We start from the raw sequence: 23,932 nt of genomic DNA on the forward strand, positions 1-23,932 counted from the left end.
TCGCCCAAGGCCGCCCGAAGTGAGGCTTGCAGCGGATCGCCGGGGTAAATCGTGCGATCCGTGTGCCTCATGCCATCAATGCCGCGTCCGACTCACCTCGCCGCGTTGCCCCTGCGACGGCGTCACCGCACAGTAAGCCGGTTGCGCAGCCTGTGCGCCAGGCGCGATCGCGCAGTAAGCGGGTTTCGCTTCCACGCTCGGGGTCACCGCGCAATACGCTGCCTGCGCCTCGGCGCCCGGCGCAATCGCACAGTACGCCGGTTGTGCCTGGGCACCCGGTGTCACCGCGCAATACGCGGCAGCCTGCGCCTGTGCCCCAGCGCCAAACGTACGCTCCATCAGCGCGCCGGTAGCGGACGCGAGTTCGAACAGGCGCGCCTCATCGTCCGCGCCATCGATTCCCACATACGGGTTGTGATGCAGCACGAACCCGAAGATGCGCTCGCAGTCGTCGACATAGCGCCTCGTGTCCAGAATGTGCGCGTGCCAGAACTGGTCCACTTCCTCGTTCGGCACGATCGCCGTGTCCGGGTACTGCGCCGCGAGCTTCAGGAACTGTCGGTAGCCCGCCTCGGCACGCGCCACTGTTTCGGGCGTCCACTGCCCGTTGCGCCGGTGCAGCAGCTTGGCCTTCATCCGCGCGAAGTCGAGTGCGTCGATCGCCAGCCACATCCGTGCTACGTCTGCCTCTTGCTCATGCATGGTCCCACTCCTTTCGTCAGTAAGACGCGCCTCGGCTTTCGCTTCAGGCGCGCCGGGATTGCAGCGGCCGCACCTCGGCGCGGTCGCGATCCTGCCAGCGTTTGAGGAACAACGTCATTTCGCTCGCGGGAATGGGGCGGCTGTAGAAGTAGCCCTGCACTTCATCGCAGCCTTCCTTGCGCAGGAATTCGACGTGCGCCTCGGTCTCCACGCCTTCGGCCACCACCTCGAGGCCAAGGCCGTGACCAAGCGCGATCACCGCGCTCGTGATCTGCGCGTCGCTCCTGCTTGCGGGTATGTCGTGAATGAACGAGCGGTCGATCTTGACCGTATCGATCGGAAAGCGGTTCAGGTAGGCCAGAGACGAGTAGCCGGTGCCGAAGTCGTCGATAGAGAGGCGCACGCCGGTGCGCTTGAGGTTGGAGAGCCACGCCGCGGCCTGCTCCGCGTGGCGCATTACCATGCTTTCGGTGAGTTCGAGTTCGAGCATTTCGCCCGGCAATTGCGCGTCTGAAAGCGCCGCCATGATCTCGCGATGCAGCTCCTTGTCCGCGAACTGGCGCGCCGAGAGGTTGACCGCGACGCGTACCGGCGCGAGGCCGCTGGCGAGCCACGTGGCGTTCTGCCGGCATGCTTCGCGCAGCACCCACGCGCCGATCTGCACGATCGCGCCCGTCTGCTCGGCGAGCGGAATGAAGGCCATCGGCGCCACGAGCCCGAGCGTGGGATGACGCCAGCGCACGAGCGCCTCAACGCCCGTGCAGCGGTTGGTGCGCAACGAAATGCGCGGCTGGTAATAAAGCACGAGTTCGCCGTTTTCCACCGCGCGGCGCAGATGCGATTCCATTTCGATGCGTTGCTGCAAAGACGTGCTCATCTGCCGCGCGTACAACTGCCAGGTGTTGCGGCCCTGCTCTTTCGCGCCGTACATGGCGATGTCGGCGTGCTTGAGCAGCGTCTGCACGTCGTCGCCGTCGCCCGGATACGAAGCGATGCCGATACTTGCTGTCACCGCGAGTTGCCGCCCGCTCACGGCAAAGGGCCGTTCGAGCGTGGCATGAATGGCATCGACCGTGCACCGGATGTCGAACGGTGTGCCGGGCGGCTCTTCCACCAGCATGACGAACTCGTCGCCGCCCAGGCGCGCGATGTCGCCAGGTGCGGCCACCTGCCCGCGCAGACGCTCGGCCACCGCACGCAACAGCAGGTCGCCGGCGTTGTGGCCGAGCAGATCGTTGACGTCCTTGAACTCGTCGAGGTCGATGAACAGCACGTGAAAAGCGGTCCCGTCGTGACGGGCACGCGCGAGCACTTCTTCCAGGCGCTCGCGGAACATCAGGCGGTTCGGCAGCCCGGTGAGGACATCATGCGTGGCGAGAAAACGCAGCGTGTCTTCGGCCTGGCGGCGCTGCAGGAAATGGCTCGTCTGGATCACCACGGAAGCCGCCATGGTCAGCGCATTCGACTCGGCGGGCCGCCGTTCGCGCGCATAGAATTCCGCCACGCCAAGCATGGTGGTGCCCGCGCGGATGCCGAAGGCGAACACCGTCGTCATGCCGCCGGCGGCGAGCCACGCCGCATGCGGCAGCCGCGAAAGCGCCTTCCTGCCGGAGCGCCAGCACGGCTGGCCGCCCTCCCAGGCGCTTTGCCACCGCAAGCCCGCGGGACGCGACAACAGCCACTGCCCGGCTTGCGCCTCGCGTACATGCAAAGCGACTGAAAGCGCGTGCGTTTGCCCCGAGGTGTCCGGCCAGAACGCAGCAGCGTCCCACTCCATGCCCTCGGCCAGGGTATCGACGATCTGCTGGATGATCACGGCTTCACTCGCGGCGGTGGCGAGCATCAACGAAATCGCGTGCTCCAGTTGCCGCGCGCGCTCGGCGAGCTTGCGCGGCGTGATTTCGAGCGCGGTGCCGCGCAGCGCGCGCCGTTCCTGCACCCCGCAAGGCCGGCCGATCAGTTGCAGCCAGCCACGCCGGCCGCGCACGGACCGGTAGCGGCATTCGAGTTCGAACGGCTCGCCCGTGCGCAGCGTTTTTCTCGCATGCACGACGAGTGCGGCGCGATCATGCGGGTCGATTGCCGCGAGCAGATCGTCGACGCCCGCGCTGCCGCCGCGCCAACCGATGAGACGCGCCATTTCGGTGGACAGATGAACGGCCGCGCCGTCAGTATCGACCCGCCAGTCGCCAAGATGGGCGATGCGCTGCGCCTCGGCGCGCGCCATTTCGCTCTCGCGCAGCGTGCCCGTGATGCGTTCGGCGAGCCTCACGGCACGCACGCGCGACGTAGCGAGCGAATACGCGAGGCCAGCCAGCAGCAGACTGATGACGACGCCCGCCAGCGCGGCAAACCGCGGCAGCATCCACTGCGTGCCGGCGAGCGCGACGGGATCGGCCGTGACGACGAGCAGCCAGCGGCGGCCGCCAAAAGGTTGCACGACGCTCGTCGTCCATTCGTGGTCGATTGCGTCCGGGTTCACACCCTCAATCGGGTTCGTTGCTGAAACCGTCGCGGCGGAAGCGCCAACACTCGTCTCGCCGCGCGCACCTGCATTGGCGCTGTCGAACAGCAGCGTGGCGCTGGACGGCAGCACGGCGGGTTCGTCGAGCTGGCCCGCTTCATAGATGCGCAGACGTATGGCCGCCGACGTGTTGGCCGCCAGCAACCCGGCCATCAGATCGTTGAGCCGGATGCCCGCGCCCACGGAGCCGATGTAGGCGCGCCGCCGCTCAGGCACGGTGTCGTGCGGCATGCCGCGGCGGTACACGGGCAAACGCAATGCAATGCCGATGTGCGGATGCGTACTCTGCGCGAAGATCAGACGCCCACTGCTGACGGGCTCCCCGGTATCACGCCCCCGCGCCAACGCCGCGAGTCGCCCCGGTTCGACGCCGAGATCGAGTCCCACCGACGGCAGATTGGCCTGCAGCGGCTCGACATAGGTCAGCACGAAATACGCGGGACGCCGCCCTGGCGGACGAATCGCAAAATCCATATGAGCTGCGCGCAGCATGGGGTCGATCCGCTGCCCGGCGATGAACTCCGCTGCATCTTCGTCGGGAATGTAGGCGGCGTAATTGAGCGTCTGAAAACCGGGGTAGCGGTCCGGCAAATTCAGGCCGTTGACGAAATCACGAAATTCAGTGCGTGAAATATCGTCGCTTGCGCTAAATAGGGCCTGCATCGTAACGAGCACATCGGAATACAAGCGAACACGCGTACTGATTTTCTGCTGGATATCCGCGGTGTCGGCACTGAAACGCAAATGCGCCTCCCGCTGAATCAGATCGACGCTGATCAGATAAACCACTGCTGTAATGCCAAGGCCGGCGAGCAGCATCCCGATGGAAAGACCCACCGCACCGGCTCGTTGAAGCGGACTAAAGTAACGACCCCATAATTCGCGCACATCGGCTCCCGCTCTTTCAGCACGAACGGTCGCTTCGCGGCGCGAAGCTGCTTTTCCGCAAGGCGCTTGCGCGGCTATGCGGGAATAGCGCTGAAACAACCGTATGAAATTCCGGCGGAAATGCCTGGATGGGGGTGTGTGCGTATCAGAAGCTGACCGCGGTCCGTCTATCTACTTTCTATTCAGCACGACGGCGACGCGGGCGGATAAAACTCCTGGAGTTCATGAAGCCCGCGGTCACGAAGCGTAACGGAAAATCATCGATTTACCACTTATCGAGAACCCGTATCAAGAAACACTGAAAGTGGCCGTAAAACGAGCGCCCTCTCGTTGGAGGGAGTTTATAACGCGCAGAAGACCCAGCATCATTTGATGTAAATCAGAAAACACGGGTTCTATGCGTTATGCCCTGCAATGTCGATTATCCCCTACGCCGCGCATGGTTTATTCGCATCATTCTTTTTAAGCGGTCGTTAAACGCGGCGGCTTTTGCAGCAACATTTCCCGATCGATTCAAACCCCGATTATGGACAGCCCCCTCGGCCGTATTCAACGCATGGCTCATAGGGTCCGGCCTTGCTTCATCTGCTCCAATGCAAGATGTTGCAGCAACATGATGGTCTTGCCGTCTACGATGCGGCCCCGCTCCACGTGCTCCAGTGCTGTGCGCAGCGGCATTTCCAGCACCTCCACGTCCTCGCCTTCGTGTTCAAGGCCGCCGCCTTCGCTCACGCGCATCGAGGCGTCGTACTCGCCCACGTAGAAGTGCAGCTTTTCCGTCACGGAGCCGGGGCTCATGAACGCTTCAAAAACTTGGCGGATGTTGTGGACGCGGTAGCCGGTCTCTTCCTCCGCCTCCGCACGAATGCGCTCTTCCGGCGTGGCGCTATCGAGCAGACCGGCCGCCGCCTCGATCAGCATGCCGTCATGGCCGCTCACGAATGCGGGCATCCTGAACTGGCGCGTCAGCACGATATTGCCGGTGGCAGGGTTGTGCAGCAGGATCGTCGCGCCGTTGCCGCGATCGTATGTTTCGCGGCTCTGGCGCTGCCATCTACCGTCGCGGCGAAGGAAGTCGAACGTGATTTTCTTCAGCACGTACCAGTCATTCGACAACACCGTGGTCTCGACAATGCGAACCCGGTCATTGCCTGCTCTATCGTTCATCGACGTCATGAGTGCCCCCATTCGACAGCGGATGAGTCTCATGGTAACGTGCAGTTTCGTGCAATATCAAGAAATTTCGTGCACTGCATTATTGTGCCGGCACTTTGCTGCACGTCCTTCCGGTTCATCTCATGCTGACGAGTCAACGCAAGAAAGCCATTCTCGACGCGCTCAAACGCGACGGCCAGGTTCTGGCAGGCGAGTTGAGCGCCGCCTTTGGCGTGTCCGAAGACACGGTGCGCCGCGACCTGCGTGAACTGGCCGCTGAAGGGCTGCTCCAGCGTGTGCACGGTGGCGCGCTGCCCGCCTCGCCGGCAACGGCGCCGTTTGCCCAGCGCGAGGAAATGGAGTCCGCCGCCAAGCGCCGTATTGCAAAACGCGCCGTGCAGATGATCGCGCCGCGCCAGGTCGTGATCGTGGACGGCGGCACCACGTCCGCGCTGCTGGTCCGTAGTCTTCCCGCAGACCTGGAAGCGACGGTGGTCACGCACAGCCCCAGCGTGGCCGTGGCGTTGGTGGAGCATCCGTCAGTGGAGGTGATCCTGATCGGCGGGCGGCTCTACAAGCATTCGATCGTGAGCGTAGGCGCCGCCGCGGCCGAAGCGATATCGCAGATACAGGCGGACATTTACTTCATGGGCGTGACCGGCGTTCATCCCACCGCCGGACTCACCACCGGCGACTTCGAAGAGGCGGCGATCAAGCGCGCGCTCGCCGCGCGGGCGGCGGAAACGGTCGTACTCGCGTCCGCGGCGAAGCTCAATGCGGCTTCGCCCTACCGGATTGGCGAAATCGGTCTTGCGCAATCGGTCATTGTCGAGGCCGCTACCGACGCGAAGCTCACCGAGCCGATCGAACAGGCCGGCGTGACGGTGATACGCGCCTGACGTCGTCCGGCAGCAGGGGTTGTGCCTCGCGTCGCGGTTAGAAGAAGCGGCTGAAAAAAACCGCGAGGCGGCAAATACCCGTGCACGGCGGCGTCGAACCCCAGCGCGCGCTCAACCCGACGTCTTCAACGTAAGCGTGGCAGCCAGCCCACCCCCGTCGGAACGATTGCGCAGCGCAAGCGTGGCATCCAGCGCCAACGTGAGCTGCCGCGCAATGGCGAGCCCGAGGCCCGTGCCGCCCGTATGGCGATTGCGCGAGCTTTCCACGCGATAGAACGGCTCGAACACCTGCTCGAGCAGCGCCTCCGGAATACCCGGACCGCGGTCGAGCACCGTGATGCTCACGGCACCCTCCGCGCTCCGCGCCACGTCGATCGAAGCCGAGCCGCCGAATTTCAGCGCGTTATCGACGAGGTTGCCGATAATGCGCCGCAGCGCCTCCGGACGCGCCACGACGGCCACCGGCAAACGTCGTTCGAGCACGACCGCTTGCCCGGCATCCACGTAGTCGCAGACCAGACTGTCGAGCAACGCATCCAGATCGATACGCCGCGCCGTCTCCGTCGCGCCATGCAGCGTGCGCGCGTAGACCACGCCCTCTTTCACGAGGCTCTCCATTTCGAGCAGGTCCTGGCGCATCTTCGCGGCCTGCTCGCTCTCGTCCATCACGTCCACGCGCAGACGCAGGCGCGTAATCGGCGTCTGCAAATCGTGCGAGATGGCGGCAAGAATCTGCATGCGCTCCGCGGTGTACGTGGCGATGCGTTTTTGCATCGCGTTGAACGCGCGCGCCGCGCGCGCCACTTCCGAGGGACCGTCCTCGGGCACGGGCACGGCCTTGAGGTCGGGGCCGAGCGCGTCGGCCGCCTCGGCCAGCTGCGCGAGCGGCCGCGCCGCGTGCCGCACGGCAAACCAGCAACCCGCGCCCAGCACCGCGAACTCCAGCACGAGCACTGCCGGCAGCCACTGCGACAGCGGCGTGCCGTACATGGGATGAAGGTCGATGGTCAACGGGCTGCCGTCGCTCAACCGGAGGTGGACCTGCAGGTGTTCGGACTCGCCCGGCAACGCATTGGCGGTGACGTGATACGACTTGCCGATGCCCGCGGTAATGGTCTGCTCGACGCGCGCCGAAAGACGCGCATTCACGGGCGCACCGCTCACGCCCGGGCCCAGCACGAACTGGTAGCTGCGGCGCGCGAGGCGAGGCAGCCATTGCTCGCGTTCTTCGGGCGAAAGATGGTCGAGCAGCGCGACGGAGCTGGCCACCTCGCGCTCGATGTAACCCATCATCATGTTCGTGGTGGACTCGTCGCGCTCGGTCATGGTGAGCCAGAACGAGAGCCCCTGCGCCAGTGCGAGACCCACGCAGAGAATCAGCGCGACGCGCGCGAACAGCGTGCGAGGCCAGTGCAGCAAGCGGTCGAACATCATGGCGCCCGATCTCATGAGCGCACTTCGACCACGGTCACCGCCGCGGAGAACACGTAGCCTTCGCTGCGCAGTGTCTTGATGTAGCGCGGCTCGCGCGCCTCGTCGCGCAGACGCTGGCGCAGCCGGCTCACGAGCAGGTCGATGGAACGGTCGAACGCATTGGCCTCGCGGCCCTGCGTGAGATTGAGCAACTGGTCGCGCGTCAGCACGCGCTGCGCATGATCCAGAAACACGCGCAGCAGACGGTACTCGCCGCCGCTCAGCGCCACCATCGTGCCTTCCGCGTCGAGCAGATGGCGCGCCGTGGTGTCGAGCCGCCAGTCGCCGAACGCGAGCATTTCGGCGGCCTCGGTCACCTGCATGCCTGGCGGCAGCATGCGCGTGCGGCGCAGCACGGAGCGGATGCGCGCGAGCAGTTCGCGCACCGCAAACGGCTTGGGCAGATAGTCGTCGGCGCCCATTTCGAGGCCGATAATCCGGTCCGTTTCCTCGTTGCGCGCGGTCAGCATCAGCACCGGCACCGTACGGAATTTGCCCGCACGCAGTTCGCGGCACAGCGTAAGCCCGTCCTCGCCCGGCATCATGAGATCGAGCACGATCAGATCCGGCACGCCGTATTCGAGCGCGGCGCGCATTTCGCGTCCGTTCGCCGCGAGCGACACGCGCATGGCGTTCTTCTCGAGGTAGGTGCCAACGAGTTCGCGAATGCCGCGGTCGTCGTCCACGATCAGAATGTGGTCGGGCTTTTCGGTCATGGCGTTGTCCTCATGTCCGGCTGTCTGTGTTTTGTTCGCGCTTGCGTTCGCGCGCGGCGCTCTGCATGCTCGGCGCCAGCAGCGAACAGTACACCGGATGCGCAACTTCCGTCGCAAAGCCCCCGGCCACAAAGAGGATCATCGCCATGACGCGTTTCATGCGTCCTCCACCATCGAAAGACTCGAGCCATCGGCGACCGAATATTCGAACGCATACGGATCCACGCCGTCCAGGCACCCCAGATTGACGCGCCAGCGCCGCGGATCGAGCCGCGTCTGATGAAACGGATAAATGCCGCAATGCCGGCAGAAGTAATGCTTCGCGACGCCCGTGTTGAATTCGTAGCGCGTGAGCGCATCCTCGCCTTGCAGAATCGTCAGCCGATCGGCGTCGAACGGCGGGCTCATCAGCGCGCCCCTGCGGCGGCACAGGCTGCAATTGCAGCGTACCGCCGGCGTGATGGCGGCCCGCACCTCGAATTTCACGGCGCCGCAGTGGCAGGCGCCCTTGTAGAGACGGTCGTTCATGTCGTGCTCCGCGTGGGTGGATAGGTCAATGAGTCAGGCAACGCGTGCTTTATAACGCAACCGCCACGCAAGCACCGGGGCGTTTTGTATCGCACTGTATCTGCGCCCTACACGGACACAAGACATTGCATTCAAGGCCGCCACGCGACACAAGCGCGATACGCGCAAGCGGTCCAATGGCGCCATGTCATCAACCTGAACGCCGACCATGCACGCCCCACTCGAACCGCTGTTCGCCCTGCTCGCCGGGCTCTTCACCATCGCGTCGCCCTGCGTACTGCCCGTGATGCCCATTCTGCTCGGCACCGCTGTCGAGCGGCCGGCGGGCGCACGGCCGCTCTTCGTAATCGCAGGCTTCGTGCTCAGCTTCGCGTCGTTCGCGCTGCTGCTGGGTGCCGTTTCCAGCACGGTCCACATCGCGCAGCAGGCGCTGCGCGATACCGCCATCGCCTTGCTCGCACTGTTCGGATTCCTGCGGTTGTGGCCTCGCCCGTTCGAATGGCTGATGGCTCGCATGACGTGGCTGCAGAGCGTAGGCAGCACTCACCACGCTGCGAGCGAAGCCGGCAGCAGCAACGCCGGCGGCTTCGTGCTCGGCATGTCGCTCGGTGCAGTATGGACGCCCTGCGCCGGCCCCGTGCTCGCCTCCATTCTGGTGCTGGTCGTGAAGGCTCAGAACCTTCAGTGGTCGGCACTGCTGCTCACGCTCTACGCCGCAGGCGCGGCCATTCCAATGCTCGGCATTCTCTATGGCGGGCAGTACGCACTGCGCCAGTCGCGAGCGATCGCGCGTCACGCGCAGCGTCTGCAGCAAGTATTCGGCGTGCTCGTGATCCTCACCGCCGCCGCCATCTATTTCCAGTACGACACCCTCGTCGTGGCTTATCTCTCCAGCTTCTTCCCTTCGTTGAAAGGACTCTGACATGCTCAACCGGATCAAAACTCTCACGGCCGCGGCCGTGCTCGCGACCCTTCCCCTGCTCGGCCATGCCGCCGCGGCGGCACCCACCGCGCCCGAATTCACAGGCCTCGACAAATGGCTCAACAGCCCGCCGCTCACGCTGCAGCAGTTGCGCGGCAAGGTCGTGCTGGTGGACTTCTGGACCTACACCTGCATCAACTGCATTCACACGCTGCCCTATGTGAAGCAGTGGAACGAGAAGTACCGCAATCAGGGCCTCTCCGTGATCGGTGTGCATACGCCCGAGTATCCGTTCGAGCGCGACACGGGCAACGTGAAGACCGCGATTGCCCGCTTCGGCATCTCGTATCCGGTCGCACAGGACAACGAGTACGCCACCTGGAACGCCTGGGGCAACCAGTACTGGCCGGCGTTCTATCTGCTCGATCGCAAAGGGCGCATCGTCTATTCGCATTTCGGTGAAGGGAACTACGCGCAGACCGAAGCCGCGATCCAGCACGCGCTGGCGGAAAAGGATTGAGCAGGCGTCCGGGGCGCGCAGCCCGGGGCACGCGGCCCGGGGCACGCAGCCCGGGCCACGCAAGCCCGGGGCACGGCGCCACTTATGACGGCGACGCAAGACTGTTTGTCCATGGCGGGTGTTCGAACTTCGCGGCCATGCGCCTAGATTGAGCACCCATCGGAGCCGCGCTCCGATCAGCTTTTCCGAATCCTCATCATTGGAGAACTCATCATGGCAACGCAGCAAAAAGTGGTCGTCGTGACCGGCGCATCGCAAGGCATCGGCTCGGAAATCGTCAAGGCTTTCCGCCAGCTCGACTATCGCGTGGTCGCAACCGCCCGCTCGATCCAACCGACGGACGATCCCAACCTCGCCGCCGTGCAAGGCGACATCGCCGACCCGCAAACGGCGCGCCGCGTGGTGGCCGAAGCGCTGGCCCGGTTCGGCCGCATCGATACGCTCGTGAACAACGCAGGCGTGTTCGTCGCGAAGCCCTTCACGCAATACACGGCGGAAGATTACGCGTCGGTGATGGGCGTGAACGTGGCCGGCTTCTTTCACATCACGCAGCTCGCCGTGGCGGAAATGGAAAAGCAAGGCAGCGGTCACGTGGTGAGCATCACGACGAGCCTCGTGGACCATGCCGTTCAAGGCGTGCCCTCGGTGCTGGCGTCGCTCACGAAGGGCGGCATCAACGCCGCCACGAAGTCGCTCGCCATCGAGTACGCGAAGAAAGGCATTCGCGCCAACGCGGTGTCGCCGGGCATCATCAAGTCGCCGATGCATGCACCCGAAACGCACGAAGCGCTCGGTGCGCTGCACCCGATGGGCCACATGGGCGAGATGCGCGACATCGTCGACGCGGTGCTGTTCCTCGATGCCGCGCCGTTCGTGACGGGCGAGATCCTGCACGTGGACGGCGGCCAGAGCGCAGGCCACTGAGCCCTTTTCAGCGCCTTTTCAGCGCCTTTGCAGCATCACAGTGCGCCGCCGTGCGCGGCGCCTGTAGTTGCCCCACCTGTGGTTGCCACATTTGTTCCTACACTTCAGGAGCCCGACATGCCCATCGTCACCATCCAGGTTACGCGCGAAGGCACGAAGCCAGGCCGCGAATCCGTCACCGCGGAAGAAAAGGCCCGCCTGATCCACGGCGTGAGTCACCTGCTGCTCGACGTGCTGAACAAGCCGCTCGAATCCACCTTCGTCGTGATCGAGGAAGTCGATACCGCGAACTGGGGCTGGGGCGGTTTGCCCGTGCAAGCGTATCGCAGGCAGCGTGCAGCGCAGCAGCCGTGACGCGTGCCGGTCCGCATCGTCCGCACCGTCGCTCTCTCGCGTTCGGCCTGATATTCTTGCCCGCACGCACGCCGTGGGAGAGTCGATGCAACGTCAATTCGAAGACCTGCTGCTCGGCAGCATCGAGCTGTTCTGTCTTGCAGCGGAACTGGAGAGCTTCACGTTAGCGGCGACGGCGGCGAGCGTCACGCCTGCCGCCGTGAGCCGGTCGGTGGCGCGGCTGGAGTCGCGCCTCGGCGTGCGGCTCTTCGTGCGCACGACGCGACAGATTCGCCTCACGGACGCGGGACGCCGCTACTTCGAACAATGCCGCGAAGCGCTGGCCCGTCTCGCCGAAGCCGAACGCGAAGTGACGGGCGAGCAGAGCTCGCCTGCCGGCGTGCTGCGCATCAGCATGCCGACGCCTTACGGCCACTACCGCGTGCTGCCGCTGCTCGCCGAATTCCGCGCCCGCTTTCCGGGCGTGACCGTGGAAACGCATCTGAGCAACCGCAACATCGATTTCGCCGACGAAGGTTTCGACCTCGCCATTCGCGGCCGCGCGCCCGACGACTCCGGCCTGATCGCCCGCAAGCTCGAAGATGCGGAACTCGTGGTGGTGGCGTCGCCCGCCTATCTGAAACGCGCGGGCCAACCCGCTACGCCCGACGATCTCGTCCATCACGAATGCATCCAGTACGCGCTGCCCAGCACGGGCCGCAACCTTCCGTGGCTCTTCAGGCGTCAAGACGAAAGCGAAGCCGCGGAGACAATGACGCGCGGCGGCTACAGCACAGCCGGCGACGTGCTCGCGGGCGTCACGCTGGCGCGCCACGGCGCCGGGCTTTTCCAGACTTATCGATTCGTGGCGGCAGAGGGCCTGGCAGACGGCACGCTGCGCGAGGTGCTCAAGGATTACGGCGGCGGCTCGCGGCCGTTCGTGCTGCTCTACCCGCACGCGTGGCATCTGTCGTCGCGCGTGCGGTGTTTCGTGGACTTTCTGATGGAAAAGCTGCGCGCGTAGCGAAGCATGGCAGCTCGCAGTCGATGGATCAGGTCACCGGCGCGGGGTTGAACAGCACCAGTGCATTGGCGAGCTTCCACTGCTCCGCCCACGTCTTCTTCCGGCCGCTCGCCACGTCCAGCATGAAGTGGAACAGTTCCCAGCCGAGGTCTTCGATGCTCGCCGCGCCCGTGGCGATGCGGCCCGCGTCGATGTCCATCAGATCGTGCCAGCGTCGCGCCAGGTCGCTGCGCGTGGCCACCTTGACCACCGGCACGGCGGCAAGGCCGTAAGGCGTGCCGCGGCCGGTCGTGAATACGTGCAGGTTCATGCCCGCGGCCAGTTGCAGCGTGCCGCAGACGAAGTCGCTCGCGGGCGTGGCCGCGTAGATCAAGCCCTTCTGGCGGACCTTTTCGCCGGGCGACAGCACGCCGGCAATCGGCGCGCTGCCCGACTTCGCGATGGAGCCCATCGCCTTTTCGACGATGTTCGACAAGCCGCCCTTCTTGTTGCCCGGCGTGGTGTTGGCGCTGCGGTCCACCTGCCCGCGTTGCAGGTAGCTGTCGTACCAGGCCATTTCGCGGACGATGGCCTGCGCCACGTCGGCATTCGCGGCGCGCGCCGTGAGTTGCGCGATGCCGTCGCGCACTTCGGTCACCTCGGAGAACATCACCGTAGCGCCCGCGCGCACCAGCAGGTCGGCTGCGAAGCCCAGTGCCGGATTCGCCGTGAGCCCGGAAAACGCGTCGCTGCCGCCGCATTGCATGCCGACCACGAGTTCCGATGCCGGCACCGTTTCGCGCCGCCGCGCATTGAGCCGTTCCAGATGCGCGACGGCCGTCCGCATGATGGCGTCGATCATCGACTGGAAGCCCACGTGCGCGGGCTCCTGCAGACAGACCACCGAACCGTTCGCGTCCTGCGCCGCACCGTCGCCTTCGCCGTTCGCAGATGAGGCCGCGATGGGAATCGTGCCCGGCGGCATCAGGCGCTCGGGCTGAAGCTTCTCGCAGCCAAGGCTCACCATCATCACTTCGCCGCCGAAGTTCGGGTTCAGGCTGATGTTGCGCAGCGTGCGGATGGGCACCACGGCGTCGGGCGCGTCGATAGCCACGCCGCAGCCATACGTGTGTTCGAGCCCGACGACGTCGTCCACGTTCGGGTAGCGCGGCAGCAGTTCGGCCTTGATCCGCTGCACCGCGTGTTCGACCACACCGGAAACGCACTGCACCGTCGTCGTGATGGCCAGCACGTTGCGCGTGCCCACCGAGCCATCGGCGTTGCGATAGCCCTCGAAGGTGTAGCCCTCGAGCGGCGGCAGCGCCTCGACTCGGGTAGCGATGGGAAGGTCCGTGAGACCGGGCGGCTCAGGCATGCGCATGGTGCGTTCGTTGACCCAGCTGCCGGCCGCGAGGTCGGTGAGCGCGTAGCCGATCACCGTGTTGTAGCGCAGCACCGGGTCGCCCGCCGCCAGGTCCACGAGCGCCACCTTGTGCCCTTGCGGCACGGCTTCGCGCAACGCGAGGCCGTCGGGGAAGACCGCGCCTGGCGGCAGGCCGCCGTCGTCCACCACGACGCCCACGTTGTCGTTCGGATGCACACGGATGTAGCGCCCCACGAGGTTCAACCGCTGATTCATTGCTGCAAGCTCCCGGCTCAAGTTGTTTGGCATCTTACAACATCGCCGACAAGATTTGGGACGTTCGCGACGCTTTTGCGTCCGCGCTACCACGTGCCGTCACGCCTTGGTCTGTCGACGGAAAACGGGGACACGAGCGGCTCTACGGCGTCATAAGGCCAAAGCGGACCCGGGCAATGGATCAGGGTAAGCACCAGGTGTCCCGCCCCCATGTCGCGCGGCTAGACTTGCCAACGTTGTTTTACAACATGAGCTAACTTTCGAAGTCGTCCGATAACCGCTTCACTACCTGCCACTGATTCATGGCAGACGGCCGCGACGGACCGAGACGCCGAGACCCCACGAGCACCAGGCGGCCCCACCGCCTTTCCGGAGACAGACGTGACCCACCCAGACCGTCATGCAGCAGGCGGCCGGCACGACAGCGTGTGCCGGCAGGCCGACACGCCGGTCGCGGCGGGCCCGGTCACGGCGAGCACACCAGGCCCCGTCTACGCGTTCAACGTCAACGCCATCACGCTCGCCAACGTGCTGATCGCGGGCACGACGTGGAACACGTCGATCGTCGATACACGCTGACGCCCCTTTTTTTCAAGCCGCATCAATCAAGCCGCAACCACTCAGGAAAGAGTCATCTCATGAAAGCAGTCAAGGGCATGCGCTGGTGGATGATCAGCCTCGTTACCGTGGGGCTCATCGTCAACTATCTCGCGCGCAATACGTTGTCGGTCTCCGCAGCGACCATCATGGAACAGTTGCACGTGACCACCCAGCAGTACTCGTATGTCGTGGTGGCCTGGCAGGTGTGCTACGCGCTCGTGCAGCCGGTGGCGGGCTACGTGCTCGATGCGCTCGGCACCAAGATCGGCTTCGCGATTTTCGCGGCGGCGTGGTCGCTTGCCTGTGCGGCCACGGCGCTCGCCACGGGCTGGCAGAGCCTTGCGCTCTTTCGCGGCATTCTCGGCGTGGCCGAAGCGGCCGGCATTCCGGGCGGCGTGAAGGCGTCGTCGGAATGGTTTCCGGCGAAGGAACGGTCGGTCGCGATCGGCTGGTTCAACATCGGCTCGTCGGTGGGCGCGCTGCTCGCGCCGCCGCTCGTCGTGTGGGCGATTTTGCGCGGCAGCTGGGAATGGGCGTTCGTGATCGTCGGCGTGCTGGGACTCGTATGGACCGTGCTATGGCTCGCGTTCTACAAGCATCCGAAGCAGCAGAAGCGCCTCTCAGCAGCCGAACGCGATTACATCGTCTCCGGCCAGGAAGATCAGGGCACGTCGAACGGCACCGCGAAAAAAGCGAGCTGGAAAGAGATCGTGGTCTCGCGCAATTTCTGGTCCATTGCGATTCCGCGCTTTCTTTCCGAGCCGGCATGGCAGACCTTCAACGCCTGGATTCCGCTCTACATGGCCACCGAGCGGCACATGAACCTCAAGGAGATCGCGCTGTTCGCGTGGCTGCCGTTCCTCGCCGCCGACGTGGGCTGCGTGCTGGGCGGCTACCTGAGTCCGCTCTTCCACAAGTACTGCAACGTGTCGCTCTTCGCCTCGCGCAAGATGGTGATGGTGTTCGGCTCGCTGTGCATGATCGGACCGGCCTGCATCGGGCTGGCAGTGAGCCCGTACACGGCGATTGCGCTCTTCTGCGTGGGCGGGTTCGCGCACCAGACGCTCTCCGGCGCGCTCTACTCGATTACGTCCGACATGTTCGACCGCAACGAAGTGGCCACGGCAACGGGTCTGGGCGGCATGAGCGGTTACCTGGGCGCGACGCTCTTCACGCTGCTGTTCGGCTTCCTCGTGACGCGCATCGGCTACAACCCGCTCTTCGTGCTGCTGGCGCTGTTCGATATCGTGGGCGCGCTCGTGCTGTGCTTCGTGGCGAAGGAACGCCGCGAAACGGCGATGCCCGTCGGCCAGCTTCAGACCTCGGTCTGAACGGTCTAAAAGATCTAGGCGGCCTGCCAGGCCCAGCTTCCCTCCACATCGATCACCGTCTTCACCGAGTTCGCGAGGAAGCATTCCTCGTGAGCCCGGTGGTGCAGATGGGCAAGCGCTTCGTCTGTGGGAGCTTTGGCACCGTGAAAAACGACGTGCGGCTTGAGCACCACGCGTGTCACCACTTCCTTGCCCGCCTCGTTCTTCGCCATCGTGCCTTCGGCTTCGTCACGGTACGAGGTGACTGCGTAGCCCTCGCCCGCGGCAATCGAAAGGAACCAGAGCATGTGGCAGCTCGAGAGCGCGGCCACGTAGGCTTCTTCCGGATCGACGCCCGCCGGGTCGGAGAACGGCACGCGCACCACGTGCGGCGAACTCGATGCGCTCACCACAGCGCCGCCGTCGAACGTCCAGTGATGCGCGCGGCTGTAGCGGTTGTCTGTGAATACGCTGCCGTTGCCGCTCCATTCGATCGTGGCCGTGTGCGTTGCCATGCATGCTCCTTTTCTTCTGGTCGACGAAAAAGTTTGCGGGCCCGCTGCTGCGAGCAGCGGCCCACGATTCAGATCGGCGTCAGCAGCGCCTCGCCTGCGAAGTGCCGCGCCGCGTTTTCGATGAAGTTGCGCACCGATGCCGCGATGGCCTCCGGCGAGCGGCCGCCCACGTGCGGCGTCAGCACCACGTTCTTCAGATGCAGCAGCGCGGCAGGCGGCTGCGGTTCGCCTTCGTAGACGTCGAGCCCCGCGCCTGCGAGGCTGCCCTGCTCCAGCGCCTCGGCCAGCGCCGCCGTATTCACGACGCTGCCGCGCGACACGTTGACGAGATAGCCGTGCGGCCCGAGCGCCTGCATCACGGCGGCGTCGATCATATGCTTCGTCGCGGCGCCGCCCGGCGTGGCCACCACGAGAAAATCGCTCCATTGCGCAAGCGCGAGCACGCTGTCGAAGTAGCGATACGGCACGCCCTCGCGCGGCTGACGGTTGTGATAGCCGACTTCGATAGCGAAGCCCTCGGCACGGCGCGCCACCTTGCGCCCGATATTGCCGAGCCCCACGATGCCGAGCCGTTTGCCCGAGACCGAAGGCGTGAGCGGCAGCGCATCGCGCCATACGCCGGCGCGACACGCGGCGTCGAGTTGAACGACGTCGCGCACGGTAGCCAGCAGCAGCGCGAACGCGTGGTCGGCCACGCAGTCGTCGTTGGTGCCTGCGCCGTTGACGAGCGTGATGCCGCGCGCGCGGGCATGGTCCAGCGCGATGTTCTCGTAGCCCGCGCCCAGCGCGCTCACGAATTCGAGCGCGGGCATGCAGTCGATCTCAGCGGCGGTGAGGCCCGTGGTGCCGTTGGTCAGCACCGCGCGCACGTGGGCCCCGTGCGATTCGATGGCCTGATTGCGCTGTGCATCGTCGGGTGCGTAGAGAACGTCGAGTGGAACGGGAGCGTGTGTGTCGAACGCGGCGGTGATTTCCGCGAGACTGGCTTCGGTGAGGGCAATCAGAACCAGCAGGGAAGGTTTCATGACCTGTTTGCGGGTTGGCCTGGGGTTGGCGCAGGGTGGGCACGGAGTTGGCACCGGGTTGGCGCAAGGTTGGTACGCAATGAACCCGGCGGCACGGGATTGAACGGCGACGAAACAACAGGGAAGCGACAGAGCAACGCCAGAGAAGCGGCGGACGAACGGCAAACAGGCGCCAGTTTAACAAGCCTTTGCCCGCCCCAAACGCAACAGGCTTTCGCGCCTCACGACGCGAAAGCCTGCATGCGGTAATGCGCTTCAATCAAGCCGGTGGACGCCGCGAACGGCTCAACCGGCCCGGGTCATGCAAAGCTCAAGGCCCGGAACTCAGAACGGCCACCAGCCCTTGCCTCCGCCCGAGCCTTCGTGGCTATCGTCACCGTCGCCATGCTGGCGCGGGAACTGGAACGAATCGAACAGGTCGCCCAGCGCCGGCGCGTTGACCGGCACGTACGGATGCGCGGCCATCTGGACCGGGTTCGGCAGGTTGTCGCGGCTGCGGTCCGTGATCGGCTTCAGGTGCCAGTTACGCTCGATAAACTTCACGATGGACACGTGATCCGAGTACTGGTGCACCACGCGGCCGCCGCGCGAGTACGGCGACACGACGATGAGCGGAATGCGCGGACCGTCGCCGAAGAAGTCGACCGGCTGGATGTAGCCCGAATCGTAGTAGCCGCCGCCTTCGTCCGTGGTAATGAAGATCGCCGTGGAGGCCCACAGCGCCGGGTTGCGCTGCACCGCGTCCACGAGCTTGTGCACGAAGGCTTCATACAGGCCGAACTTCGACGACTCCGGGTGCCCGTCCAGCAGACCGCCCGGCTTCACGAACGAGACCGCCGGCAGCGTGCCGTTGGTGATGTCCGAGTAGAGGTCGCTCGTGTCCTGCAGGTGCGCCTTGACGACCGCGGGGTTCGTCATGATCGCCTTCTCGTACAGGAACGGGTTGCAGATATTGCAGTACACGCTCGTCGACGGCGAACTCACGAACGTATTCCACCCTTCGCCGTAGTACTTCCACGAGATGCTCTTCTCGAGCAGCGTGTCGCCGATGGTGCGCACGGGCGACGGCGGAATCGTGAAGGTGCTCGTATTGACCGTGCCGTCCCCGTTGTAGCCCGGGTTGTAGTTGTTCAGCAGGTAATACGTGTTCGGCGCGCACTTCGCATCCGGCTTGTACGAGAGGCTGCTCAGGTAGTGACGCAGCGTGCCCACGCCCGGTTGATGCAGGTCCGAACAGTTGCTGTAGCTGCCGCCCGAGTAGCCGTCCTGCGTGTACCAGTTGTTGGTGCCCGCCATCGGCAGCGGGTTCTCGATCTGATTGACGGGCGGTTTGGCCGGGTTGCCGTTGCTGTCCGTGTAGTAGATCGCGTCGGCCGTGCCGATCATGATGCTGTTCGCGCCCGTGCCGCCCATCACCGGCTGGTGATAGTTGTCGCTGATCGTGAACTCGCGGGCGAGATGCGTGAAGTACGGCATGTCGCCCGTCGTCGTGTTGTAGTAGCCGAGCGCCGTGGAGCCTTCATGCGTGGTCTGGTCCGTGAACGGCGTGGGCTGGGCCTTGCCGTTCGCGCCCGCGCCCACCGACGTCTCCACCCAGGCGAACAGATCCATCTTGCAGCCGCTCGGGTTGTCGGGCGTGGCGTACGCCGTGCTGCAGTCCGCCTGCTGCCAGTTCTGGTAGAAGCGGTGCACCGGGCTGTTGATGTACTGGTCGTAGTCGGGGCCCACGCGCGAGATCTGGTACGGACCGTTCGGCAGGTTGAACGTGTTGGCGCCAAAGCGCGTGTCGGGCACGTCCTTGGGCAGGCCGCTCGCGCCCGTGGTGAGCTTCACGACGTCTTGCGGCTCGAGCACGCTGCCTTCCGCGGCCTGCGCGGCGGCGAGCGTCGCGAACGGCGGCGGGTTGGTGTCGCTCGGTGCGCTTGTGGTGCCGCCCGTGTTCGGTGCGGGCAGCACGGAATACGGTTGCTTGCCGCCGGGCGCCATCTCGAACAGGTTCGGGTTGGTAGCGCTCGCCGTGTATTGCGCAGCGGCGCTGAAATTCGGACCCGGCTGACCGTCGGCCGTGATGATGCCCTTCGTGAGCAGGTTCGAAACGGTCTGGCCGGCGCGCGGCTGATACGCGCCGAACACGTGATCGAACGTGCGGTTTTCACCGACGATCACGATGACGTGCTTGATGGGCGAAGCCGTCTTCAGCGACGGATCCTGGGCCGCGGCGTTCTGCTGGCTTTCCGCAACGGCGGGCCATACGGCAGACGCCACTGCGAGCGAAACAGCGGCGCATAACAGCGAACCTCGTAACAACGGGCTGCCGACTACCTGGGCAAATCGACTCATTAACGCCTCCATGACGTGATGCGTAAAAGCACGGGTGATGTGGCGTGTGGAATGGGGATGGCCGCGTCTTCGCGTGGAGGCGCAACCTTGTTATCAAGTCTTACGGCGGTAAGAAAGATAAAGATGCGCGGTGAAGATCTCGGGACGGCCGTGTGTCGGATGCGTGTACCGCTGCTGACGGAATGCTTGCCGTGCGCTTACGTTTCGCGCTGTTGCGTCAGGTGGGCAGATGCATGAGCATGCACAGGTCCGCCCGCACGGCGGCCCGGTCTGAGAATCTCTGCGAATCGTTCAATGGAGAGACGAAGCGATGTTTTCACACGTGTTCATCGGCATCACGGACTTCGGACGCGCGTTCACGTTCTACACCGCGCTCATGGACGAGCTGGGCCACGTGCTCAAGTTCAGGGAAGACGACGTGCCATGGGCGGGATGGATGGCAACGGACGCACCACGCCCGCTGCTATTGATCGGCCAGCCCTGGAACGGACTCGCGGCGAGCCCGGGCAACGGGCAGATGACGGCGTTTCTCGCGCCCACGCGTTCGATGGTGGACCGCATGCACGCCGCGGCGCTCGCGCACGGCGGCACCTGCGAAGGACCGCCCGGGCTCAGGCCGCAGTACCACGCGCACTATTACGGCGCGTACTTTCGCGACCCGGACGGCAACAAGCTCTGTGTGTGCTGTCATGAAGACGAGCGGCCCTGAGCGGGAGCGACCCGAAGCGGAGCCACGCTGAGCACCGCCCGGCACGCTCACAAGGTCACTGCTCGCACTGCACGTCCTGCTTGCGCACCACGATGATGGCGGGATACGTGCCGTGCTCCAGTTCCACGCGCGCCACCACGGACATCGTCGTGCTGTCGATGTCGTCGTAGACGCTCACGCGTTCGCGCCGCAGGTTCGTAACGCCGGTGCAGCCCGACGTGCGGCCTTCGTCCGAGACGCGACATTGAAGCGGGTTGTCCGCGAGGTAGCGGTATTTGTCGCGGTCCGGCGTGGCGAGGTACTCGCGCATGCTGGCCGCCGCCCCGCCGATACCGCTCACCACGCCAATGGCGCAAGGCGGCTGCGACGCATCGCTGCTGCCGGCGGTCTGGGCTTGGGTTTGAGCTTGCCCCGGCGCACTGGCGGCGATGGCGATAACGGTGGCGGCCACGCAAACGATGGCCCTGGAAGCGGATGCAGCGAAAACGTTCATGGTGCGATAGCGATGGCGGTGGCCGGGTCGAAGTGCTGGATTGTAATGGCATCGCCGCGCCTGAGAACGCGAGCCGCGCAGCGCGTGCGGCGAGCGCCGCATCGCGACTTCAACCCTCAAACCACCGTCACATACTGCGGCCCCGGCGGCGCCACGCGCTGCGGCGGCGCCGCGAAGGCGTCGCGCATGCGCCGCACTTCGTCGATCGGGCTCAAGCCGAAAAGACGCTTGAATTCGCGGCTGAACTGCGACGCGCTCTCGTAACCTACGCGCGCCGCGGCGGCGCTGACGTTGAGCCCGTCCTGCGCCATCAGCAAACGCGCGTGATGCAGCCGCGTAGTCTTCACGTACTGCATCGGCGAAGTCGACGTGACCTGCTTGAACTGCGCGTGAAACACGGCGAGGCTCATGCCGGCTTCGCGTGCGAGCGTCTCTACGTCGAGGTCGCCGCGATAGTCGGTGTGAATGCGCCGCAGCGCCTTCGCGATGCGCCCGAAGTGATGCTGATGCGTGAGCGCGGCGCGAATCGCGTCGCCCTGCTCGCCCGTGAGCACGCGATAGCAGATCTCGCGCACGATAGACGGCCCGAGAATGCGCGCGTCGAACGGCGACACCAGCGACTCCAATAGCCGCAGCACCGCGTCGCTGAGCGGCCGGTCGAGCGGCGTGGCGTAGATGCCGCGCGGCTCGCTGTGCACGGCGCCGCGCGTGTCGTTGAGCGCCATCAGCAACTCGGCCACGAGCGTCAGGTCCACGCGAATCGAAATGGCGAGCAACGGCTCAGCCGCGCTCGCCTCGGTCTCGCACTCGAAGGGCAGCGGCACGGAAAGCACGAGGTACTGCTGCGCGTCGTAGACGAACGACTGCTCGGCAAGAAAGCCGCGCTTGCGGCCCTGGCAGACGATCACGATGCACGGCTCGTACATCACGGGCTGACGCGGATGCGGCCGGTTCGCGCGCATGAACTTCACGCCTTCGAGCGTGGACTGGGTCATGCCCTCGGCGGGTGCGAGCGTGGCGAGCAGTTCGACCATGCGCCGCTGGGCCGGGCCGGCGCCCGCGGCAACCTGCGCGACGGCGGTGCCCGGCGCGGCGGCGTCCCGCAGGGTTTCAGGCGAGGTCTCAAGCGAGGCCTCAAGCAAGGTCTCAAGCGGATATAAGGGAACGGTAGTCATGACGGATGTATGACGGTTCGAGAGAATCAGGCTCGAAATCTAGCACCAAACCTGGCGTCCCGCTTGCCGCCAGGAGAATCAGGCAAATGTTCCGTAGCTTCAGGTATTCCCTGGGTGGGGCCCGATGCCTAGCATGTGAACCCTGACGTCATACCTTTTTGCAGGAGCGAACATGCCGACTACCTATGCATACGCAGCACGCAGCGCCGACACCCCTCTCACACCGTTCGAATTCCAGCGCCGCGCGCTGCGCGAACTCGACGTGCAGATCGAGGTGATGTACTGCGGCGTGTGCCATTCGGACCTGCACCAGGCGCGCAACGAATGGAAGAACTCGATCTATCCGGTGGTGCCGGGCCACGAAATCGTGGGCCGCGTCACCCACGTGGGGCGCGGCGTCACGCGTTTCAAGGCCGGCGACCTCGTGGGCGTGGGCTGTCTCGTCGATTCGTGCCGCACCTGCCCGAACTGTGCCGAAGGGCTCGAACAGTATTGCGAGAACGGTTTCGTCGGCACCTATAACGGCGTGGACCGCGTGAGCGGCGAGATCACCTACGGCGGCTACTCGACCAACCTCGTGGTGGACGAAGCCTTCGTGCTGCGCGTGCCCGACAACCTCGACCCGGCCGCCACCGCGCCGCTGCTGTGCGCGGGCATCACCACCTACTCGCCGCTGCGCCAGTGGGGCGCGGGGCCCGGCAAGAAAGTGGGCATCGTGGGCCTCGGCGGTCTGGGCCACATGGGCGTGAAGCTCGCCCGCGCAATGGGCGCGCACGTGGTGCTCTTCACCACCTCGCGTTCCAAGGTGGAAGACGCGAAGCGTCTGGGCGCACACGAAGTGGTGATCTCGAAGAGCCTCGATGAAATGCAGGCGCACGCGAACAGCTTCGATTTCATCCTCAACACCGTGGCCGCGCAGCACGACCTCAATCCGTTCATCGAGCTGCTCAAGCGCGACGGCACGATGACGCTGGTGGGCGCGCCCGAGCACGATCATCCGTCGCCGCAGGTCTTCGGGCTCATCATGAAGCGGCGGCGCCTCGCGGGTTCGCTGATCGGCGGCATCGCCGAAACGCAGGAAATGCTCGATTTCTGCGGCCAGCACGGCATCACGTCGGACATCGAACTGATTCCGATGCAGAAAATCAACGATGCCTATGAACGGATGTTGAAGAGCGACGTGAAGTATCGCTTCGTGGTGGATATCGACTCGCTGCGGCAGTAACGCGGTCAGGACCTTCAGGACTTACCCGCCCTTCGCTGCGCTGAAGGGCATCACGCTCCCCCTGACCCGCCGGGTCGCGCCGGGTTACATCTTCCCGGCCGGCCCCTGCCCTGCAACGCAGCCGGTACCGCTCGCATTCACCGCCCTCGGGTGAATAGAAGAAGGCTTCCGGCTGCGAGTCCCCCTCGCCCGCCACACGTGCGCCGCCATGCGTCCGACCGCATGACCGGCACGCTGAAGCCCCGCTGAAGCCCGTATGTCGCGGCGGTTCGCGCTGTCTTTCGCTGTTTTGCTTACACCCGGCTTCGTCCGGA

23 protein-coding genes are annotated in these 23,932 nt (G+C 65.2%); 10 read left to right on the plus strand and 13 right to left on the minus strand.

The genetic code is table 11. The features are described from left to right. Positions 1-75 precede the first annotated feature (75 nt). The 3 genes from PKKP23_RS15110 to PKKP23_RS15120 form a co-directional block, all read right to left on the minus strand. Complete coding sequence (locus tag PKKP23_RS15110) at positions 76-702, minus strand: glycine-rich domain-containing protein (RefSeq protein WP_240659024.1); 627 nt, start codon at positions 700-702, stop codon at positions 76-78. A gap of 43 nt (positions 703-745) precedes the next feature. Beyond that, the gene (locus PKKP23_RS15115) at positions 746-4,063 is read right to left on the minus strand and encodes a bifunctional diguanylate cyclase/phosphodiesterase (protein WP_240659026.1); all 3,318 of its coding nucleotides are present in this window, start codon (positions 4,061-4,063) and stop codon (positions 746-748) included. 612 nt (positions 4,064-4,675) lie between these two features. Beyond that, positions 4,676-5,290, minus strand: coding sequence for an NUDIX hydrolase (locus PKKP23_RS15120; RefSeq protein ID WP_126877499.1), 615 nt, complete (start codon positions 5,288-5,290; stop codon positions 4,676-4,678). A 122-nt stretch (positions 5,291-5,412) separates the two neighbouring features. On the opposite strand from PKKP23_RS15120, the gene PKKP23_RS15125 reads away from it, so the two are divergent. Continuing rightward, complete coding sequence (locus PKKP23_RS15125) at positions 5,413-6,168, plus strand: DeoR/GlpR family DNA-binding transcription regulator (protein WP_026121227.1); 756 nt, start codon at positions 5,413-5,415, stop codon at positions 6,166-6,168. Positions 6,169-6,279: 111 nt separating this feature from the next. Here the strand turns inward: PKKP23_RS15125 and PKKP23_RS15130 are convergent, their stop codons facing one another. From PKKP23_RS15130 to PKKP23_RS15140, 4 genes are read right to left on the minus strand one after another with little or no spacing between them, the layout of a single operon-like run. Continuing rightward, the gene (locus tag PKKP23_RS15130; protein WP_017773712.1) at positions 6,280-7,602 is read right to left on the minus strand and encodes an ATP-binding protein; all 1,323 of its coding nucleotides are present in this window, start codon (positions 7,600-7,602) and stop codon (positions 6,280-6,282) included. Positions 7,603-7,613: 11 nt separating this feature from the next. Next, the gene (locus PKKP23_RS15135) at positions 7,614-8,357 is read right to left on the minus strand and encodes a response regulator (protein ID WP_126877500.1); all 744 of its coding nucleotides are present in this window, start codon (positions 8,355-8,357) and stop codon (positions 7,614-7,616) included. Positions 8,358-8,367: 10 nt separating this feature from the next. Continuing rightward, positions 8,368-8,517 carry a hypothetical protein gene (locus PKKP23_RS34125; protein ID WP_017773710.1) on the minus strand — a complete coding sequence of 50 codons (150 nt, stop codon included), beginning with the start codon at positions 8,515-8,517 and terminating at the stop codon, positions 8,368-8,370. Next, a complete protein-coding gene (locus PKKP23_RS15140; protein ID WP_126877501.1) occupies positions 8,514-8,885 on the minus strand; it encodes a GFA family protein in 372 nt (123 codons plus the stop codon). The genes PKKP23_RS34125 and PKKP23_RS15140 overlap by 4 nt, the downstream gene beginning before the upstream one ends. A gap of 208 nt (positions 8,886-9,093) precedes the next feature. Here PKKP23_RS15140 and PKKP23_RS15145 point away from each other — a divergent pair, with 208 nt between their 5' ends. From PKKP23_RS15145 to PKKP23_RS15165, 5 genes are all read left to right on the plus strand, one after another. Next, on the plus strand, positions 9,094-9,807 hold the full coding sequence (locus PKKP23_RS15145) for a cytochrome c biogenesis CcdA family protein (RefSeq protein ID WP_126877502.1): 714 nt from the start codon (positions 9,094-9,096) through the stop codon (positions 9,805-9,807). Between the two features lies 1 nt (position 9,808). Beyond that, complete coding sequence (locus PKKP23_RS15150) at positions 9,809-10,327, plus strand: thioredoxin family protein (protein WP_126877503.1); 519 nt, start codon at positions 9,809-9,811, stop codon at positions 10,325-10,327. 213 nt (positions 10,328-10,540) lie between these two features. Continuing rightward, complete coding sequence (locus PKKP23_RS15155) at positions 10,541-11,251, plus strand: SDR family NAD(P)-dependent oxidoreductase (protein ID WP_126877504.1); 711 nt, start codon at positions 10,541-10,543, stop codon at positions 11,249-11,251. Positions 11,252-11,368: 117 nt separating this feature from the next. Continuing rightward, on the plus strand, positions 11,369-11,605 hold the full coding sequence (locus PKKP23_RS15160; RefSeq protein WP_017773705.1) for a tautomerase family protein: 237 nt from the start codon (positions 11,369-11,371) through the stop codon (positions 11,603-11,605). A gap of 85 nt (positions 11,606-11,690) precedes the next feature. After that, a complete protein-coding gene (locus PKKP23_RS15165) occupies positions 11,691-12,608 on the plus strand; it encodes a LysR family transcriptional regulator (protein WP_126877505.1) in 918 nt (305 codons plus the stop codon). A 28-nt stretch (positions 12,609-12,636) separates the two neighbouring features. Here PKKP23_RS15165 and garD read toward each other — a convergent pair whose 3' ends face one another. Beyond that, complete coding sequence (gene garD / locus PKKP23_RS15170) at positions 12,637-14,226, minus strand: galactarate dehydratase (RefSeq protein ID WP_126877506.1); 1,590 nt, start codon at positions 14,224-14,226, stop codon at positions 12,637-12,639. 381 nt (positions 14,227-14,607) lie between these two features. On the opposite strand from garD, the gene PKKP23_RS15175 reads away from it, so the two are divergent. Further along, entirely contained in the window at positions 14,608-14,805 is a 198-nt protein-coding gene (locus tag PKKP23_RS15175; RefSeq protein WP_420873228.1) for a glycoside hydrolase family 28, read from the plus strand. A 59-nt stretch (positions 14,806-14,864) separates the two neighbouring features. Continuing rightward, on the plus strand, positions 14,865-16,157 hold the full coding sequence (locus PKKP23_RS15180) for an MFS transporter (protein ID WP_042302198.1): 1,293 nt from the start codon (positions 14,865-14,867) through the stop codon (positions 16,155-16,157). A gap of 14 nt (positions 16,158-16,171) precedes the next feature. On the opposite strand, the gene PKKP23_RS15185 is transcribed toward PKKP23_RS15180, so the two are convergent. The 3 genes from PKKP23_RS15185 to PKKP23_RS15195 all read right to left on the minus strand — a co-directional run bounded on the left by PKKP23_RS15185 (position 16,172) and on the right by PKKP23_RS15195 (position 20,016). Next, positions 16,172-16,651, minus strand: a complete 480-nt coding sequence (locus PKKP23_RS15185; RefSeq protein WP_126877507.1) for an OsmC family protein — start codon at positions 16,649-16,651, stop codon at positions 16,172-16,174. A gap of 68 nt (positions 16,652-16,719) precedes the next feature. Continuing rightward, positions 16,720-17,676, minus strand: a complete 957-nt coding sequence (locus tag PKKP23_RS15190; RefSeq protein ID WP_126877508.1) for a 2-hydroxyacid dehydrogenase — start codon at positions 17,674-17,676, stop codon at positions 16,720-16,722. A 324-nt stretch (positions 17,677-18,000) separates the two neighbouring features. Next, complete coding sequence (locus PKKP23_RS15195) at positions 18,001-20,016, minus strand: alkaline phosphatase family protein (protein ID WP_240659027.1); 2,016 nt, start codon at positions 20,014-20,016, stop codon at positions 18,001-18,003. Positions 20,017-20,326: 310 nt separating this feature from the next. Here PKKP23_RS15195 and PKKP23_RS15200 point away from each other — a divergent pair, with 310 nt between their 5' ends. After that, entirely contained in the window at positions 20,327-20,725 is a 399-nt protein-coding gene (locus tag PKKP23_RS15200; protein ID WP_126877509.1) for a VOC family protein, read from the plus strand. A 55-nt stretch (positions 20,726-20,780) separates the two neighbouring features. On the opposite strand, the gene PKKP23_RS15205 is transcribed toward PKKP23_RS15200, so the two are convergent. Then, positions 20,781-21,218, minus strand: a complete 438-nt coding sequence (locus PKKP23_RS15205) for a hypothetical protein (RefSeq protein ID WP_420873229.1) — start codon at positions 21,216-21,218, stop codon at positions 20,781-20,783. A 116-nt stretch (positions 21,219-21,334) separates the two neighbouring features. After that, positions 21,335-22,252, minus strand: coding sequence for an AraC family transcriptional regulator (locus tag PKKP23_RS15210; RefSeq protein WP_138721038.1), 918 nt, complete (start codon positions 22,250-22,252; stop codon positions 21,335-21,337). 313 nt (positions 22,253-22,565) lie between these two features. Between PKKP23_RS15210 and PKKP23_RS15215 the strand changes: the two genes are divergently transcribed. After that, positions 22,566-23,618: an NAD(P)-dependent alcohol dehydrogenase gene (locus PKKP23_RS15215; protein ID WP_126877510.1), complete on the plus strand. Its 1,053-nt coding sequence runs from the start codon at positions 22,566-22,568 to the stop codon at positions 23,616-23,618. Positions 23,619-23,932: the final 314 nt, after the last annotated feature.

The sequence above is a fragment of the Paraburkholderia kururiensis JCM 10599 = LMG 19447 genome (assembly GCF_003986935.1).
GTDB lineage: Bacteria > Pseudomonadota > Gammaproteobacteria > Burkholderiales > Burkholderiaceae > Paraburkholderia > Paraburkholderia kururiensis.